13 protein-coding genes are annotated in these 16247 nt (G+C 72.8%); 1 reads left to right on the top strand and 12 read right to left on the bottom strand.

Annotated elements, in window-relative coordinates; all coding sequences use genetic code 11:
* Window positions 1-75: 75 nt before the first annotated feature.
* From H9Y04_RS33030 to H9Y04_RS33020, 3 genes are all read right to left on the bottom strand, one after another.
* Window positions 76-1305 carry a vWA domain-containing protein gene (locus tag H9Y04_RS33030; protein WP_187817812.1) on the bottom strand — a complete coding sequence of 410 codons (1230 nt, stop codon included), beginning with the start codon at window positions 1303-1305 and terminating at the stop codon, window positions 76-78.
* Window positions 1302-2528 carry an AAA family ATPase gene (locus H9Y04_RS33025; protein WP_187817811.1) on the bottom strand — a complete coding sequence of 409 codons (1227 nt, stop codon included), beginning with the start codon at window positions 2526-2528 and terminating at the stop codon, window positions 1302-1304. Before H9Y04_RS33025 ends, H9Y04_RS33030 begins: the two co-directional genes overlap by 4 nt.
* A 64-nt stretch (window positions 2529-2592) precedes the next feature.
* Window positions 2593-3912 carry a hypothetical protein gene (locus tag H9Y04_RS33020; protein ID WP_187817810.1) on the bottom strand — a complete coding sequence of 440 codons (1320 nt, stop codon included), beginning with the start codon at window positions 3910-3912 and terminating at the stop codon, window positions 2593-2595.
* Window positions 3913-4166: 254 nt separating this feature from the next.
* On the opposite strand from H9Y04_RS33020, the gene H9Y04_RS33015 reads away from it, so the two are divergent.
* The gene (locus tag H9Y04_RS33015; RefSeq protein ID WP_187817809.1) at window positions 4167-4526 is read left to right on the top strand and encodes a DUF779 domain-containing protein; all 360 of its coding nucleotides are present in this window, start codon (window positions 4167-4169) and stop codon (window positions 4524-4526) included.
* 9 nt (window positions 4527-4535) lie between these two features.
* On the opposite strand, the gene H9Y04_RS33010 is transcribed toward H9Y04_RS33015, so the two are convergent.
* The 9 genes from H9Y04_RS33010 to H9Y04_RS32970 form a co-directional block, all read right to left on the bottom strand.
* Window positions 4536-4730, bottom strand: coding sequence for a hypothetical protein (locus tag H9Y04_RS33010; protein ID WP_165334980.1), 195 nt, complete (start codon window positions 4728-4730; stop codon window positions 4536-4538).
* A 155-nt stretch (window positions 4731-4885) separates the two neighbouring features.
* Window positions 4886-5749 carry a phosphatidylinositol-specific phospholipase C/glycerophosphodiester phosphodiesterase family protein gene (locus H9Y04_RS33005; protein ID WP_187817808.1) on the bottom strand — a complete coding sequence of 288 codons (864 nt, stop codon included), beginning with the start codon at window positions 5747-5749 and terminating at the stop codon, window positions 4886-4888.
* A 423-nt stretch (window positions 5750-6172) separates the two neighbouring features.
* Window positions 6173-6829 (bottom strand): ABC transporter ATP-binding protein, encoded by a 657-nt coding sequence (locus H9Y04_RS33000; RefSeq protein ID WP_187817807.1) that lies wholly within the window; start codon window positions 6827-6829, stop codon window positions 6173-6175.
* Window positions 6822-7871, bottom strand: coding sequence for an ABC transporter ATP-binding protein (locus tag H9Y04_RS32995; protein WP_187817997.1), 1050 nt, complete (start codon window positions 7869-7871; stop codon window positions 6822-6824). The genes H9Y04_RS33000 and H9Y04_RS32995 overlap by 8 nt, the downstream gene beginning before the upstream one ends.
* A gap of 62 nt (window positions 7872-7933) precedes the next feature.
* On the bottom strand, window positions 7934-8809 hold the full coding sequence (locus H9Y04_RS32990) for an ABC transporter permease (protein ID WP_187817806.1): 876 nt from the start codon (window positions 8807-8809) through the stop codon (window positions 7934-7936).
* Window positions 8802-9767: an ABC transporter permease gene (locus H9Y04_RS32985; protein WP_187817998.1), complete on the bottom strand. Its 966-nt coding sequence runs from the start codon at window positions 9765-9767 to the stop codon at window positions 8802-8804. Before H9Y04_RS32985 ends, H9Y04_RS32990 begins: the two co-directional genes overlap by 8 nt.
* A gap of 23 nt (window positions 9768-9790) precedes the next feature.
* Complete coding sequence (locus tag H9Y04_RS32980; RefSeq protein WP_187817805.1) at window positions 9791-11392, bottom strand: ABC transporter substrate-binding protein; 1602 nt, start codon at window positions 11390-11392, stop codon at window positions 9791-9793.
* Between the two features lie 168 nt (window positions 11393-11560).
* A complete protein-coding gene (locus H9Y04_RS32975) occupies window positions 11561-13315 on the bottom strand; it encodes a putative Ig domain-containing protein (RefSeq protein ID WP_308801384.1) in 1755 nt (584 codons plus the stop codon).
* A gap of 183 nt (window positions 13316-13498) precedes the next feature.
* The gene (locus H9Y04_RS32970; RefSeq protein ID WP_187817803.1) at window positions 13499-16234 is read right to left on the bottom strand and encodes an AAA family ATPase; all 2736 of its coding nucleotides are present in this window, start codon (window positions 16232-16234) and stop codon (window positions 13499-13501) included.
* Window positions 16235-16247 lie beyond the last annotated feature (13 nt).

Here is a 16247-nt window from a genome sequence, read left to right as displayed (position 1 = left end):
CACTGTCGGGGTTGGCGCGGAGCTCGCGCAACGCAGTTTTTCCGGGCCGCACCCGCCGCAACCCCCGGCCCGCCCCTACCCGATCTCCACCACCCTCGCCCAGTCCGGCACCGGATCCGGTACATAGTCCGGGTTCTCCTCGTCGTACAGGGGCGCACGAGGGAAGAGACCGACGACGGTACGGGCCGGAGGGCGCTCCTTGGGCCACGGGGTCTGGCCGTCGGTGAGCGCGACGATCACATCGGGGCGCGCCTTGGCGCGCAGCGCCTTCGCGAAGCCCGCCCGCAGATCCGTACCGCCGCCGCCGAGCAGCGGGATGCCCTCACCGCGGCACAGCGGGTGGACCAGATGCGCGGCCGAGTCGCAGGGCACCACGGTGACCAGGTCGCGGCGGCCGCCCACCGTCTGGGAGATCGCGGCGACTTCGATGAGCGCGGCGCCGAGTTCGGCGTCGCTGACCGAGGCGGAGGTGTCGATCACGACGCTCACCCGCGGCGGCCTGCGGCGCAGGCTCGGCAGGATGATCCCGGGCAGGCTCGCCGAACGCCGGGCGGGTCTGCCGTACGTGTAGTCCTCCCCCACCCCCGGTGCGGACGCGGCCGAGCGGATCGCGGCGCCGAGCAGCTCCCGCCATGGCTGCGGCGTCTGGAAGGCCTCCTCGGCCCACCGCTTCCAGGCGGCGGACGCCCGGCCCGGCCGGCCCGTGATCCCCTGCGCGACCCGGAACCGTACGAGCTCACGCTCCTGTTCGCTCAGCCCGTGGGCGCCGTCGGGCCCCAGGTCCCAGGGCCGTTCGCTTCCGTCGGCTCCGCTGCCGCAGTCCAGCCAGGCGTACGCCTCGGTGAACCTGCTGAGGCGGAACTGCCCCAGGTACTCCTCCATGAGGCGGCCGTTGTCCAGACCCAGCACGTTCGGGTGCACCGCTCCCTGGGGGACCTTGAGCCCGTTGCCGAACGCGTCGTCGTTGATCTCGCAGTCCGCAGCGATGTTCATCCGCAGCCGTTCGGCACCGCCGCTCAGCCCGTGCTTGCGGGCGTACCGGTCGCTGCGCCGGTGGTGGTCGCGCAGCAGGTGCGAGACCTCGTGCACCCACACCGAGGCCAGATCCTCGACCGGGGTGCGCTCCACGAAGGCAGGCGACGCATAGCAGCGCCAGTGCCGGTCGACGCCCATGGTGGGGACCTGACGGGACTCGACGACGTGCAGCGCGAAGAGCGCGGTCGCGAGATACGGGCGGGCGCGGACCGCCTGCAGGCGCGCGGCGTAGAGCTTCTCGGTGTCGAGGACAAGCGGATCCGCCGTCAACGCCCCACCCCCGCGGTCGACTTGACCCGCGCCGCCGCCTGATCGGCGTTGCGTGCCACGGTGACCACCCCGGCCAGTTGCTCGATGGCGTCCGGCACGTCCCAGTCCTCGCGCCGCAGCGAAGCCAGGGTACTGGCCGGTACGACCACCAGGTCGGGCGCTCCCGTCTCCAGGGCGCGCACGAGCAGCTTCCAGGCCGCGTCCCAGCGCTCCCGTTCCGGTCGTGCCCTGACCGCCGCGACCACCGAGTCGAGCACCGCCTGACGCAGATCGCCGCGGTCGGGCAGCTCGGCCGCCGCCGGATCGGCGAGCAGGTCTTCGGGGTCGGGCAGGTCCATCCGGTCCAGACTGGCGAGGAGTTCGAACCCGGGCCCGTCGCCGACGGCTCCCCGGACGAGCAGCGAGAGCACCTCGCGGGATGCGTCGGCGGCCGTCGCGAAGGCGACCAGGCGCAGGGTCATGTCCCAGCTGCGCGGCGAGGGCCAGGCACCGCCACGCCGGGTCTCGTTGCCCGGCAGCTGGTGCACCAGGGCGGCGCGCGCCGCGAGCAGCCCGCAGACGGCGCGGCGCGCGAAGTCCACGGACTCCGCAAGACGCCGGGGATCCAGCTTCGGCAGGGTGGCGCGCGGCCAGGTGCCGCCGAGGCCGCGGACGACGACGTCCTGCTCGTGCGCCCACTGCAGATGGACGAACCGGTTGGCGAGCGGTGCGCTCAGCTCCCAGCCGTCGGCGGCCGAGGAGCGGGGGTTGGCCGCCGCCACGATCCGTACGCCGGGCGGCAACTGCAGGGCTCCGATGCGCCGTTCGAGGACCACCCGCAACAGTGCGGCCTGCACGGCGGGCGCCGCGGTGGACAGCTCGTCGAGGAACAGGAGCCCCTTGCCGGCCCGTACAAGCCGTACGGCCCAGTCCGGCGGCGCCATCGGCACACCCTGGCGCGCGGGATCCTCGCCGATGATGGGCAGCCCGGCGAAGTCGGAGGGCTCGTGCACGCTCGCGATCACGGTGGTCAGAGGGAGTTCGAGGGCCTCGGCGAGCTGAGTGAGCGCGGCCGTCTTGCCGATGCCCGGCTCGCCCCAGAGCAGCACGGGCAGGTCGGCGGCGACCGCGAGGGTGAGCGCTTCGAGCTGGGTGTCGGTGCGGGGTTCGGTGGTGGTGGCGCGCAGGAGGCCCAACAGGTCCTCGGCGACGTCGAGTTGAGGGGTGCTGACGGCAGTGTCCAAGTGTGATCACCTTTCGTTTGTGTGGAGTGGCTACTGATGTGCTGCGCAGGCGCGACATCGTGTTTCAGCGGGCCGGCGCCTGGCGCGGGTGACTGCGCACGGACCTGGGCTTCTTGAGGACCTTGGTGCCGGACCCGCCCGGCTCGCCGAGCCCCGACCGGTAGAGGCCGTGGTCGATGCGCCGGCTCACCGCCGTCTCCAGGGCGTCACGGAGCGGCCCTTCGCCCAGGCGGGCGTCACGCCCGAGCAGGTCCTCGACGACGTCGAGGGCTCCGGTGTAGTCGCCGTGCGCCAGCCGTTCGCGGATGCCGGGGAGGGATACGGGATCGCGGTGGGCCTCGTCGATGACCTGCAGACAGGGCATCGGTGGCCCGCCGAGCGCCGCGAGCAGGGACTCCCGGTGGATCTCGGCGGGTTCGTGGTCGAGGGGTGAGAGGACTCCGTCGACGAGCGCGACGCGATGGCGTTCCCCACGGCAGTCGACGAGGTGCGTGTGCCCCGCGGACTCCCGTACGGCAGCGGACTGGGGAGCCCGTACGCCCAGCGCCTCGGCCACCAGCGGATGCAGCCGGTCCCCGTCGATCAGTCCGGCCCGCAGGAGTTCACGGTCGGGGGGCACCCAGGTGGCCGCGTCGGGCAGCAGCGGGAAGTGACCCGAAGCCTGCACGACGCACCCCTCGCGGGTGTCGAACGCGAGGCACCGCCCGCCGCCCACCCGGACACCGGCAAGGCCGTCGGGCGCAAGACCTTCCGCCTCGCGCACGAGCCGCGCCTCGACGGCCCAGCGGTCCACGGCCCAGTGCGGCTCCGCGTCCGGTGCGCACCCGCCGCTGCCGGCCCGCTCCGCCAACTCCCCCGCCCTGCGCGCATCCCACAGATGCCGGTGCAGATCGAAGCGGAAGCGCGGACTGGGCCGTGGATGCGGATGCGCGGGCCCGCCCGACAGCGCCCCGTCCCACACGGTGAGACTGATCCGCTGCCCGGCGTCGGCCCACGCGGGCGGCGTCCGCACCACCAGGTGGAGCGGACGGCGCGGATCCCCCGTCTCGTAGCGCGCGAGCGCACTCGTGACGCCGGGCCGCAGCAGTCCGTCGGGACCGACGCGCGGCATGTGCCAGCGCAGCAGGTCGGGCGCGAAGTACCGCAGATCGCTGCGGAGTCGCCGCGCGAGCTCATCCCCGTACGTACGGGCGAGGTCGCGCGGATCGAGATCGACATCGACCCGTGCCGCGGCGCAGGCACCCGCCCAGTCCCCGGCCTCGCGGCGGACGGTGGCGGTGTCGATCATGGTGGGCGGCACGGCGAACTCGCGCACGCGCAGCCAGAGCGCGAGCCGGTCGTCGCCGGTCGCGGCTGAGGTCCGGGCCTCGGTCGCAGGGAGCATCAGCACTCACCTTGCGACGACCGGACCTCCCATCTGCCCACTGTGTGAGCTGCGTAGGTCGTCATCGTCGCCGAGCATAGCCACAGCCTCCGCCGGGGCGACAGCGAATTAACTCCGGGCCGCGCATGGCCAGTCGGGGCAGCAGCGGCAAGACTGAGGCGGTGAGCACGCCCGTCGCCACGGACACACGACGAAAGCTCAGGAACTCCGGACGAAGGCGCAGGAGTGCCGGACGCAGGCCGAAGGAGGCCCCCATGACCACGGAAGCTCCCCGGGTGGAGCTCACCCCCGCGGCCACCGAGCTGTTGCAGAAGCTGAGTGCGACGCACGGTCCGCTGATGTTCCACCAGTCCGGCGGCTGCTGTGACGGCAGTTCGCCGATGTGCTACCCGGCCGGCGAGTTCCGCACCGGCGACTCCGATGTGCTGCTCGCCTCGCTCGCCGTCGAGAAGGTGGACGAGCCGATCGGGTTCTGGATGTCCAAGAGCCAGTACGAGGCGTGGAAGCACACCCGGCTGATCGTGGATGTGGTCGCGGGCCGGGGCGGCGGGTTCTCACTCGAGGCGCCGGAAGGAGTCCGGTTCCTGATCAGGTCCCGGATGCTCGGCACCTGACCGGCAGTGTCAGGGGTTGAGGTTGCTCACGATGTTCGCGGTGGCCGTGAGCCCGTTCTGGATGGTCGGCGCCATGCTCGTGCTGGCGAGATAGAAGCCGAGCAGGACACAGACCAGGGCGTGCGTGATCTTCAGCGCACCGTTGCGCAGGAACACGATCGCGAGGATGAGCAGCAGCAGTACAACTGACACCGAAATGGCCATCGTCCGGACTCCCTACGCGCCTGCGCCACGTCAACTCCGCGGCGTTTTCGCCGCAAGTGTCGCGTGACGCGGGCGCCGTCCGGCCGACTGACATGTCCTCCGAACGTGTGTTGACGGGGAGTGACGGTCACCCAGGGACCTCGGCAGGAGCCGGTTCAGCGCCGGTCGTAGGCGTCCAGGAAGGCTTCGAGCGCGACCAGATCATCGGTGTTGAGGTGGTCGGCGTCGGCGGCGATCAGCTCGAGCCAGACGGCCCCGCGCTCAGGTCCGGGCAGATCGGGCGTGGCCCAGAAGCGCACGCGCTGCCCCCTGCTGTGCGCGGTGGCGACGATCTGGTGCAGCTTGTCCCGTTCGGCGGTGGGCATCGGTCCCGCGCCGCGCCAGGTGAAGTGGTTGTTCCAGTTGTCGCTGATGAGCGGGATGAGCGAGGCGGGCGCGGGCCCCCCGAGGTCGGCGAGCCGGCCGTCGTAGAACGCGTACCGCACCTGCTGCGCCTCCATCGGCGCCCGCGCGGACCGGTCCCCGGAGATCACCGCGGTGACGGCGCCCGGACGCACCTTCCCGTGCGCGTACGTGGTGAACAGGTGCCGGTAGCGGTGCAGTTGGCGGTGCAGCTCCGCGTACGTGGCCACCCCGTCGGCCTTGATGTCGATGAGCAGCTGCACCGGGCGCCGGTGTCCGCGGTACACGGACCCGTGGTTCCTGCGCACCCGCTCGGCGAGCGGCTCGAGATACAGCGAGGCGAGGGTGCGGGCCGGGTCGAGGTCCACCGGGTCGTGGGCGACGAGAAGTTCGCCGTTCACGAGGAAGATGTCCGCCTCGACGCTGGTGAAGCGGTGGTCGAGTGCGTCGAGCAGCGGACGGGTGTGCAGATAGTCGTTGTGCGCGTGGACGCGCCGCAGCGGCTTTCTGTGCGGCCGTCCGCCGGTCGCCCCCGCGGACGAGGGAACGGCGACCGCCCCCACGGCAGCGGCGGCGAACGTGGTGACGGCGGTGCGGCGGGTGACGTGCAGGGCCATGTCTGCCTCCCGGAACGGTGTACGGGCGGGACCGAGTATGCGGTCAGGTCCGGCTCAAAGGGCAGTACGTTGCCGGGAGTTGGCCGAACCTTCCCTTCGCGGGCGCCGAGGCCGAGCTCCTCGCGCCAGTTCGGGAACAGACGCTCAGCCTGCCGTTCTGCCTCGGCGCGAGAGGAATCGGGCGAGCGCCTCCGTGGGCAGGCAGACCCAGCCGAGAACGGGATCGCGAGCGCGGCGGCTGTCCGCATGTCGCACGTCATGCGGCCCGCCCACGAACGAGGACAGCTCGGCCCCCTCCACCAAGGCCCTGCACGTCTCGAACGCCAGATCGGTCCGCCACCCGTCCACGTCACACCACCCCATCGCACAGTCCGGTAGGAGCCGATCATGCCCGAGCGGACCGACATGCGATGAGCGTCGAACTCAGGACGCCAGCGTGGACCAGTCGACCGTCCGGTCACACCAGCGGTTCAGGAGGACGCGGTCGTGGCCCACGGCGAGGAGGCCCGCGCCGGTTTCGGTGCGGTAGGACTCCACGGCGTGGACGAGGGCGGCCGTGGTGGAGGCGTCCAGCATCGCGGTCATCTCGTCGCAGACGAGCCAGCGCGGGCGGAGGATCAACGCGCGCGCCACGCAGGCACGTTGCAGCTGGCCGTCGCTGACCTCGTGCGGGCGGCGGCCGAGGAGGTCCTCGGTGAGGCCGACGCGTGCGGCGAACTCCCGCACCTTGTCCGCTGGTTCACCGGACCGCCCGTTCGCCCGCAGCGGCTCGGCGATCAGATCGGCGAGCGTGAGGCGCGGATCGGCGGACAGCCTGGGCTGCTGGAAGACCACGCCGAAGGCCGTCCGCTGCGCACGCGGCGCGCGGTGGCGCCAGCCGCCCGCCTCCGTCCCGTCGATCACGACGCGTCCGGCGTCGGGGCGGTGCAGGAGCGCCGCGACCCGGGCGAGGGTGGACTTGCCGCAGCCGCTGGGGCCCAGGAGTCCGACGGACTCGCCGGGCTGCACGGTCAGGGAAATACCGGCGATGACGGGCTTGCCGCGCTCATACCCGGCGGTGATCGCGTCCAGCTCAAGCATGTCCGGCCTCCATGGACTCCATAGGCTCCCTGGGCTCCCTGGGCTCCCTGGACTCCGCGGCGCCGACGGCAGCCCCCGCCGCACCGCCGTCAGCCTCCGCCACACCGCCGTCAGCCCCCGCCGCACCGCCCTCAGCCCCCGCGGCACCGACGCCAGCCTCCGAGTGATGGCAGGCCACCCCACCCACAAGCACCGGCTGCGCCCCGCACTCCGAGCTCGCCCGCGGGCACCGCTCGGCGTACGCGCACCCTTCGGGCAGCGCCCCCAGCTCGGGCGGCGTCCCGGGGATGGGGATGAAGTTCCGCTCGGGCAGGGCGTCCAGCAGACCCCGGGCGTACGGGTGGCGGGGGCCGCGGGTGCCGAAGAAGTCCTCGGCGTCGGCGATCTCGACGATCCGGCCCGCGTACATCACGGCGATCCGGTCGGCGATCCGCTCGGCCGCCGCCAGATCGTGCGTGATCATCAGGAGGGCGCGGGACGCGCCGGTGTGCCGGGCGAGTTCGTCGACGGTGCGCTCGACGAGGTCGCGGTCGAGTCCGGTGGTGGGCTCGTCGGCAAGCAGCAGCGGGGCATCGCCGATCAGGGCGAGCGCGGTGGCCGCGCGCTGGGCGAGTCCGCCGGACAGCTCGTGCGGGTGGCGGTCGAGGTGGTCCACGGGAAAGGCGGCCCGCTCGGCCGCCTCTTCGGCCGCCGCGCGCAGCGAAGACCGAGGCGTGCGCAGCAACTCCCGTACGGTCTCCTCCAGTTGGGAGCTGACCGTCCGCACGGGCGTGAGGTGCGCCGCGGGCGACTGCGGGACGAGCCCGACCTTGCGGCCCCGTATCGCGCGCGCGAGGGTCCGTTCGTCGGCGGCGAGCAGATCCGTCTCGTCGCTCAGGACCGCGGACCCCGCCGTCTCGGCGTTCTCGGGCAGCAGTCCGAGCAGCGCGGAGGCGAGCACGGACTTGCCGCACCCCGACTCCCCCACGAGCGCGAGCCGTTCACCGGCGGCCAGGCTGAAGCGGGCGTCGGTGACGGCCCGGATGTACCGCCCGCCGCGCATCCGGAAGCGCACCGAAAGCCCTCGTACATCGAGCACAGGCGGGGCCCCCGCCTCGGACGTGGTCACAGCATCAACTCCGATCGCCGGCGCGGATTCAGCCGCTCCCGCCACGCGCCCGCGAGCCCCGCGATCGCGAGGGTCGGCACGATGATGAACAGGCCGGGGAAGAGCGTCGGCCACCAGTCCCCCGCGAGCAGCGAGCCGCGCGCGGACTGGACGAGGGTGCCGAGACTGGCCTGGTGGGTGGGCAGTCCGAGGCCGAGGAAGGACAGCGCGGACTCGTGCCAGACGGCGTGCGGCACCATCAGGACGGCCGCGAGTCCGGCCTGCGGAAGGACGCCCGGAAGCAGATGCCGCACCGCCACCCGCACGCGCGAGGCGCCGCCGGAGATCGCCGCGTCGACATACGGACGCGCGCGCAGCGAGAGGACTTCGGCGCGCACGATACGGGCCGTCGACAGCCAGTGCGTCAGCGCCACCGAGATCACCACGGGCCAGACCCCGGGCCGGAACATCGCCACGATGAAGATCCCGAGCAGCAGGTGCGGCACGGAGGAGAACAGGTCGACGAGCCGCATCACCAGCCGGTCGACGCGCCCTCCGAAGGCGCCTGCGGCCGCACCGACGGCGGTCCCGATCACGGTGGCCACGACCGCCGCGACCAGTCCGACGAGCAGCGAGACCCGCAGCCCGTAGACACAGCGCAGGAGCAGGTCACGGCCCACGTCGTCGGTGCCGAACGGGTGGGCGAGGGACGGCGGTTGCAGCTTGGCGGCGAGGTCCACGGCCTGCTCGTCGAGCTGCACGAGCGGCGGCACGAGCAGCACGGCGAGCCCCACGGCAAGCGTGATCACCGCGGAGGTGCGGATACGCCAGGTGCGGGTGGAGCGACGGCGCACACCCCGTGCCCGCCAAGCGGGCTCAGTGATCTCAGCCATCGAAACCCACCCTCGGATCGGCGAGCCCGTAGAGCAGGTCCGCGACGAGATTGCCGAGCAGCACCGCGGCCGTGGCGAGCACGGTGAGCGCGGCGAGCAGCGGGAAGTCCACGGAGGTCGCCGCCTCGACGGTGGCGGCGGCGATTCCGGGCCAGCTGAAGACGGTCTCCACCAGGAGCGCCCCGGTGATGAGTTCGGGCACCCGCGACCCGATCAGCGTGAGCACCGGAAGGAGTCCGGAGCGCAACGCGTGCCCGAGCAGCACGGTCCGCTCGGCGAGTCCGCGCGCACGCGCCCCGCGTACGGGGTCCTCCTCCAGGGCGTCGCCGACGCTCTGCCGTACGTACAGGACGAACCACGGCAGCTGCGATACGGCAAGGACGCAGGCGGGCAGCACCAGATGAGTGGCCACCTGTCCCGCGCTGACCACGGTCGAGCCGGTGTCGGTGAGACCGCCGGCCGGAAGGACCCCGAGCTTCAGGGCGAAGAACCACACCGCGAGCAGCCCGAGCCAGAACGGCGGGGCGGCCTCGAGTCCGTACGCGAGGGAGGTGACGGCGCGGTCGAGCCAGCCGCCGGGGCGGCGCGCGGCGAGCACACCGAGCGTCGTCCCGATGAGGATGGCGAGCAGGAACGCGGTCGCGGCGAGCAGGACGGACCAGCCGAGCCGTTCCCCGATCACCTGCCCGACGGGCTGGCGCATCACCATCGATTCGCCGAAGTCACCGCCGAGCGCGCCGGTCAGCCAGTCCCACCAGCGCGTGATCAGCGGCTGGTCGACGCCGAGGTTGGCGCGCAGCTGGTCAAGGGTCTGCTCGGAGGCCGTCAGGCCGCCCGTACCGGCGTAGGCCTTCACGGGGTCGAAGGGCGAGGCGGCGGCGATGGCGAACACGCCGAACGTGACGGCGAGCAGGACGGGGACGGCGAACAGCGCCCGCCGCCCCGCCATGCGCGCCATCGGCGCCCAGGGGATACGGGAGGTCACTTCTTCGGCTGCCAGTCCTCGACGTTCCACCAGGGACCGGTCGCGAAGCCGTGGTCGTGCGGCTCGACCTGGGTGCTGAGCTGCCCGAACGTGTCGTTCACGACGTACACGTGGTCGATGTGGGTGAGGAAGGTGTAGCCGGGGTCCTTCACCAGCTCGCGCTGGACGGTGTCGTACGCGGCCTTCCGCCCGGCCGCGTCGTCGGTCGTACGGCCTTCCTTGAGCGCCTTGTCGACGGCCGGGTTGTCGTAGTCGCCCATGTTGTTGAAGTCGTTGCCGCCGACGAACTTCGAGTGGAGCATCGCGTACTGGTCGAAGTCGGGGTCGGCGGGCGCGCCGCCGCCGGCGAGCACCGCGTCGCGGTCCATCCGCGGCTGGATGACCTCCCAGGTGCCGGCCTGCACCTTGATCTCGACACCGGCCTTCTTGGCGTCGGAGGCGTAGGCGAGGGCGTGGTCCTGGCGGAGCTTGTCGCCGGAGACGTACCAGAGCGGGAAGGAGGCACGGACGCCGTCCTTCTCGCGGATCCCGTCGGAGCCCTTCTTCCAGCCGGCCTCGTCGAGGATCTTCTCGGCCCGCTTCAGGTCATGGGCGCGTTCGGTGCCCTTCGTGAACCACTCGCTGTCCGTCGGCACGGGCCCGTAGGCCTCCTTGCCGGCGCCGTCGAGGATCGCGTCGACCATGGCCTTGCGGTCCACGGCGACGTCGAGGGCGCGGCGGATGTCCGTGTCGCCCGCGACCTTGTTGCCGGTCGGCAGCGTCACGACGCGGTAGTCGAAGCTGGTCGCCTCGTAGGTCTTGCGGCCGCTGTCGTTCTTGAAGGTCTCGGCGAGGTTCGGCGGCAGGATCGCGCCGTCGAGGTCACCGCTGCGCAGCCGGGTGGCGCGCACGTCGTCGTCCTTGATGACGGCCATGGTGAAGTTCTTGACCTTCGGCTCGCCGCCCCAGTAGCGGGGGTTGGCCTTGAAGGTGAGCTTCTCGCCCTTGGACCACTTCACCAGCGTGTACGGCCCGGTGCCGACGGGCTTGGTCGTGAGGTCGCCGGTGTTCACGTCCTGCTCGGCGCCGATGTGCTCGGGCGCGATGGCCTGCACGGTGCGCTCGGCGAAGGGCGCGTACGGGTACTTGAGCGTGAAGACGACCTCGTCGTCCCCCTTGGCCTCGACGCTCTTCAGGGCGTCGAGCTCGCTCTTGTACGCGTTGTTGGTCTTCTCGTCGAGGATCGTCTCGTACGTGTAGACGACGTCCTTGGCCGTGAACGGCTTGCCGTCGCTGAACTCGACCCCGTCGCGCAGCTTGAAGGTGTACGTGAGCCCGTCGGCGCTCTTCTTCGGCAGCTCGGCCGCGAGCGCGGGCTTGAGCTTCATGTCCGCGTCGTGCGTGAGCAGGCCGTCGTAGACCTTGGCGTTGCCGTCCTTGCCGTAGCCGAGCAGCGGGCTGAGCGTGTCGGGCTCGTACGCGATCCCGACGACGGCCGAGTCCCCGGCGCCGGCGATGCCGGAACCGCCCTCGGCCGGCGCCGAACAGGCCGAGGCGGCGACCGCCAGTACGGCGGTCGCCGCCAGTGCGCCCGCTCCCCGTATCGCTGCGGCCCTCATGCCCCACACCCCTGTTCAAGATCGACAGTTATTGCGAACGGTTCGCAAGTATGCCGCATGTAAGAGGTGGGTCAGTACTGCGGGCCGTACGGCGGGCGCGGTCCGGATCCGCTGGATGAGCTGGCCCCGACGGATCAGAGGGATCAGCTGGCCGGACGGAGCAGACGGTCAGAAGAAGATGAACCAGGTGACGTCCGCGGACGCGCTTCGGCCCGCCCCGTCGGTCACCGTGATCCGGCTGGTGGTCGAGCCCCACCGCGTGGGCGCTCCGGTGATACGACCCGACGCGCGGTCGATGCTCAGACCGGCCGGCAGACCGACGGCCGTGAAGGTACGGGTGCCGGTGCCGCCGGACGCGACGACCTGGAGGTCGACCGGCTTGCCGAGATAGGCGGTCTGGCCGCCCGGGTTCTGCAGCGACAGCTCACCGCCACCCGTGTCGCCGACGGTCCAGGTGAAGCTCGTGGAGCCGGACTTGCCGGCGCTGTCGGTCGCCGTGACCGTCACCTTCGAGACCCCTTCCGCGCTCGCCGCACCGGAGATCGTGCCGGTGGACCTGTCGATGGCGAGCCCGGCGGGCAGACCGCCGGCGCTCCAGGTGTACGGGGCCGTACCGCCCTCGGCGCTGTTCGCGACCTCGGCCCGCTGCCCGACCGCGGTGTGCCGGTCGGAGACGGCCGCGACGGTCACCTCGCCGGGCTGCGGGGCGCCCGTGACGAGGGCGGCGGAGAACTTGCTCAGCGCCTCGTTCACCGGCTGGAAGATCGTGAAGGTCTCCCCGGAGCTGCCGCAGGTGTTGCTGCCGCCCCCGGAGTGGATGCCGACTGCCTTGCCGCCCGAGGCGGTGACGTACGAGCCGCCGGAGTCGCCGCCGGCCGAGCATGCGTCGGTGTACGACAGGCCGTCGATGACGACGTTGCCGTAGTCCACGGACTGGTTCACCTGCGTCACTTCCCCGCAGCGGTACTGGCTGGTCTGGCCCGAGCGGCAGACCAGGGTGCCCACGACGGCCTCCTGCGAGCCCGTGAGCGTGACGTCGGCCTGGCCGTAGCCCTCGACCCTGCCGCTCAGACTCCAGCCGGCCTGGTCGACGTCGACGATGCCGAAGTCGCCCTCGCGGTTGTTGTAGCTGCCGGTGCCGCCCTTGTTGGAAGTGCCGAGCCGGGTGCCGTCCTTGCCGTACGCGGGCTGGTTGGCGTCATTGGCGCAGTGCCCGGCGGTCACGAAGGCCTTCGCGCCGCCGGAGCGGGTCACCGAGAAGCCGATGGAGCAGGGACTCTCGCTGCCGGGCACCCACTTCTCGCCGCCGGCCACCTCGCCGCCCTGCTGGCGCGGGGTGTCGGCCCCGGTCTCCACGCGCACCCTGTCCCCGAAGACGCCGAGGGTCTTCAGGAACCGCGCGTCCGCGCCCTTGCCCACCTCCACCCGGACCTGATTGGCGCGCACGTCGACGCCCCAACTGCGCACACCCTCCTTGCCGTTGCCGACGAGCCGGGTGATCTGGCGGGCTACGGCGTCGAGTTCGGCGGCGGAGTGCTCGGCCATATGGACACCGGCTCCCGCCGCGCGCACCGCGTCGGCGTCGGCGGCATCGGTCACGGCGGCGACGAGCCGGCCGGTTTCGGCGTCGAACCAGAGTCCGGCGAGCCGATCGCCGAGCTGTCCGCGCAGAGCCGTCGCGGTGCGGCCGGCAGCGGCTTCCCCGGCGAGCCGCTGCCCGGCCTGCTGCCGGGTGAGCCCCAGATCGCGCTGGACGGCCTCGACAAGGGCCGGATCGGGACTCGGCGGTGCGGGTTGCGCCTGGGCGGAGTGCTGGAGGGCGCCGAGCGTGAGGAGCAGCCCGGCGGCCGCCGCTCCCCAGGCAACGGACGTACGGGGGCGCCGTGTTCTGCGATCACGTGTGCTGCCATGGCGGTGGCTCACGGGCGGATCCTCTCGGGGTCGGGCCGGGGTGGAGCCCGGCGCGTGCGGAGGGGTGCGCCCGAGCGTGGGGAGGCCGCGCAGTTCTTGACGCAGACACGCCAGGCGCACGACTGCAGCCTGCTCCCCGTACCGGCCCCGGAGCATGAGAGGAATCCCTTGCACACGGCGGGGGCCGGTGCGGCTTCAGGGCCGGACGGCCCGCGTCGCCGCCAGCTGGGCCCGTGACTGGACCCCGAGTTTGCGGTAGATGCGCGTGAGCATCGTCTCCACCGTCTTCACGCTCAGGTGCAGCCGCGCCGCCGCCTCCCGGTTGCTGGCCCCTTCGGCCACCACACCCGCCAACTGCTCCTCTGCAGTGGTCAGTCCATCGGCCGAAGCCCGTACGACACCGCCCGCGTCGAGCCGGTCCAGCGCCTCGCGCACCAGCTCCGACCAGGCATGCGCGGCCGCGCCGTCGAACAGCTCGAGGGCATCGGCGAGCGCCTGCCGTGCCGCGGCTCTGCGCCGCTGCCGCAGCCGGGTGCGGGAGAGCAGCCACAGGCAGCGGCCCTGTTCCAGCGGCAGCCCGAGGCCTTCGAACCGCGCCGCGGTCTCCCCCAGGAGCACTGCCGCCGGTTCGGATTCTCCGCGCAGCGTCAGGAGCACCGCACGCGCCCGGTCGAGACCGCCGAGGGCGCTGGAGCGACCCAACTCCCTTGCCACGGAACCGTATTGGCCGATCAGTTCCTCCGCCTGCGGGCCGTTTCCGGCGAGCGCCAGCGCTTCCGCGAGATCGCCCGGCCAGCGCAGCAGGGAAGGGTCGGCGACCTGCTGTGCGGTCTCGGCCGCCCGCACCCGGCGCAGGTTCTCCACGGCGTCGGCCGCGCTGCCGGTGACCAGCTGGACCAGGCCGAGTACATGGAGGTTGCGGGAGAGGAACACCTGGTCGTGTTCCTCCTCGGAGGCCCGTGCGCCGCGGACCGCGTAGGCGCGGGCCCGTTCGAAGCTGCCGCCCGCCGCTTCGGCGAAGGCGGCCGAGTACCAGGAGGGTCCGGGCGAGATCCCGGCCTCGGCGGTGATCCGCAGCACGCGGTCGGCGTACCGCAGAGCCGGCGCGCACCGGCCCGCGCGGGTCTCCGTCTCGGCCAGACTGCGCAGCACCTCGACCAAGTCCTCGGTCTCGCCCGACCGTTCGGCCACCGGCAGCAAGGCGAGAAGTCCGTCGCGCGCCCGGTCGAGCCGGTCGTCGAACAGGTCGTGCCGGATCCGGAGGTAGCGCGGCTGGTTGCGCAGCCCGTCGGGCTCGGGTGGCACGGGCGCGGCCAAGGCGCGCTCCAGGGTGGCTTCGGCACCGGGGTCTCCGAGGATGCGCTCCAGCCGGGCCTGCATGGTGAGCGCCATGGCCGCGAGCCTGGGGTCCCCGCCCCGGCCGGCGAGTGCCGCGGCCCGCGCGGCCGCGGCCCTGGCACGTACAGGGTCCCCGTCGCAGAGATTGGCCTTCCAGGCCAGCCGCAGTTCCACGGCGGCAAGGAGGGCCGGATCGCCCGCGGCTTCGCCCGTCGCCCGCGCGAAGACCTCGTCCAGGTCGTCCAGGGCCTGCCCGGCCGCGTCGAGGATCGCGAGCAGGGAGCGGACCCGCTCCGCCGCGTCGGTCGCATGACCGAGTACCTCGTCGGCGGCCCGCCGGGCGAGGTCGACCCGCCCGGCCCGTCCCGCGTCGACGGCCGCGGCGACGAATCTCCGTACGGCATCGGCCTGTTGGGCATCCCCGTGCGGCGCGGGCGGGGTGCGGCGGGCGGCCAGGAGCGACAGCTCGGCCGCCCGGCTCCGGTCGCCGCGCGCACGCGCCGTGCGCGCGGCGCCTTCCAGGTCGGCGGCGAGTCCCGCGTCGATGTCGTCGGTGGCCAGGGCACGGTGGAAGGCGGCTGCGACGGGATCGGTCACGGCGCCCGTCAGGGACCGGTGCGCCGCCGAGCGGTCGGCCCAGCTGCTGTCGTCGCGGAGCTGCGCGGCGAACACCTCGGCGGTGAAGCGGAGTTCACCGCCGTCGGCGCGGAGGAGACCGGCCTGGGTGGCCGTGCGGATCTCGTCCTCGACATCGCGCCCGGTGCTGCGGCGCAGCAGTGCGGGTGTCGGCCGGTCCGCGAGCGCGGCGGACAGGAGCACGTGCCGCGTCTGCGGCGGAAGGACGTCGAGCCGTTGCCGGGCCATGGTCCGAACCCGCGCAGGCAAAGGGAGTTCGTCGAGTGTGTGCGGAGTCGCGGGCAGCGCGGCGAGCGCGTGCACGATGTCCAGCGTGATCCGCGGGTTGCCGCCGCCCGCGCGGTGCACACGGCCCGCGAGACGGGCGGGCAGGTCACGGACCGCGAGCAGCGCGGCCACCTCGTCGACGGCGAGCGGCGCGGGCGTGAACTGCGGTGCCCCGGCGAGGAATTCAGGACTGCCCTCGGCATCGGGGCAGGCCGCGACCACCGCAACCGGCAGCGACGGGAGGCAGGCGAGGGCGCCCGCGCCGGCCGGGTCCGCACAGTGGGCGTTGTCGAGGACGATCAGCGTGGGCGCGGCGGCCGCCAGGATCTCGCCGAGCGCGAGGCGTACGGCGAGCGGATCGGGCCCGTCCTGCGAGGGCGCCTCATGCCGCCGCAGCACACGGTCGACGGCTTGCCGCTGCGGTACGGGGAGTCGCTCCGTGCAAGGGAGTCCTCCCAGCGTCCGGAGCAGTTCGGCGACCACGGCGAACGGCACGTCGCGGTCCGGGGGCTGCGGGCACAGCCGCAGGACGCTGCCGCCCCGCGCCGTCGCACGGTCGGCGAGCGCAGCGAGGAGCGTGCTCTTGCCGCTGCCCGGCGGGCCGGTGACGAGCAGCGTGCCTTCCCGTTCCAGTACGGCCCCGGCCAGGTCGGCACGCCCGCCCTCGTCCCGCGTTCCCACTCTCACCATGCGCCGCTGCCCT

Source organism: Streptomyces polyasparticus (assembly GCF_014493765.1).
Classification (GTDB): Bacteria; Actinomycetota; Actinomycetes; order Streptomycetales; family Streptomycetaceae; genus Streptomyces; species Streptomyces polyasparticus.
The sequence above is the reverse complement of the archived record's forward strand: the minus strand, read 5'-3'. Positions and strand labels throughout refer to the sequence as shown.

Excerpts from the sequence above, each read along its gene's own strand:
- H9Y04_RS33020 (WP_187817810.1), bottom strand. The coding sequence starts at position 3,912 with ATGCTCCCTGCGACCGAGGCCCGGACCTCAGCCGCGACCGGCGACGAC.
- H9Y04_RS33015 (WP_187817809.1), top strand. The coding sequence starts at position 4,167 with ATGACCACGGAAGCTCCCCGGGTGGAGCTCACCCCCGCGGCCACCGAG.
- H9Y04_RS33010 (WP_165334980.1), bottom strand. The coding sequence starts at position 4,730 with ATGGCCATTTCGGTGTCAGTTGTACTGCTGCTGCTCATCCTCGCGATC.
- H9Y04_RS33005 (WP_187817808.1), bottom strand. The coding sequence starts at position 5,749 with ATGGCCCTGCACGTCACCCGCCGCACCGCCGTCACCACGTTCGCCGCC.
- H9Y04_RS33000 (WP_187817807.1), bottom strand. The coding sequence starts at position 6,829 with ATGCTTGAGCTGGACGCGATCACCGCCGGGTATGAGCGCGGCAAGCCC.
- H9Y04_RS32995 (WP_187817997.1), bottom strand. The coding sequence starts at position 7,871 with ATGCGCGGCGGGCGGTACATCCGGGCCGTCACCGACGCCCGCTTCAGC.
- H9Y04_RS32990 (WP_187817806.1), bottom strand. The coding sequence starts at position 8,809 with ATGGCTGAGATCACTGAGCCCGCTTGGCGGGCACGGGGTGTGCGCCGT.
- H9Y04_RS32985 (WP_187817998.1), bottom strand. The coding sequence starts at position 9,767 with ATGGCGCGCATGGCGGGGCGGCGGGCGCTGTTCGCCGTCCCCGTCCTG.
- H9Y04_RS32980 (WP_187817805.1), bottom strand. The coding sequence starts at position 11,392 with ATGAGGGCCGCAGCGATACGGGGAGCGGGCGCACTGGCGGCGACCGCC.
- H9Y04_RS32970 (WP_187817803.1), bottom strand. The coding sequence starts at position 16,234 with ATGGTGAGAGTGGGAACGCGGGACGAGGGCGGGCGTGCCGACCTGGCC.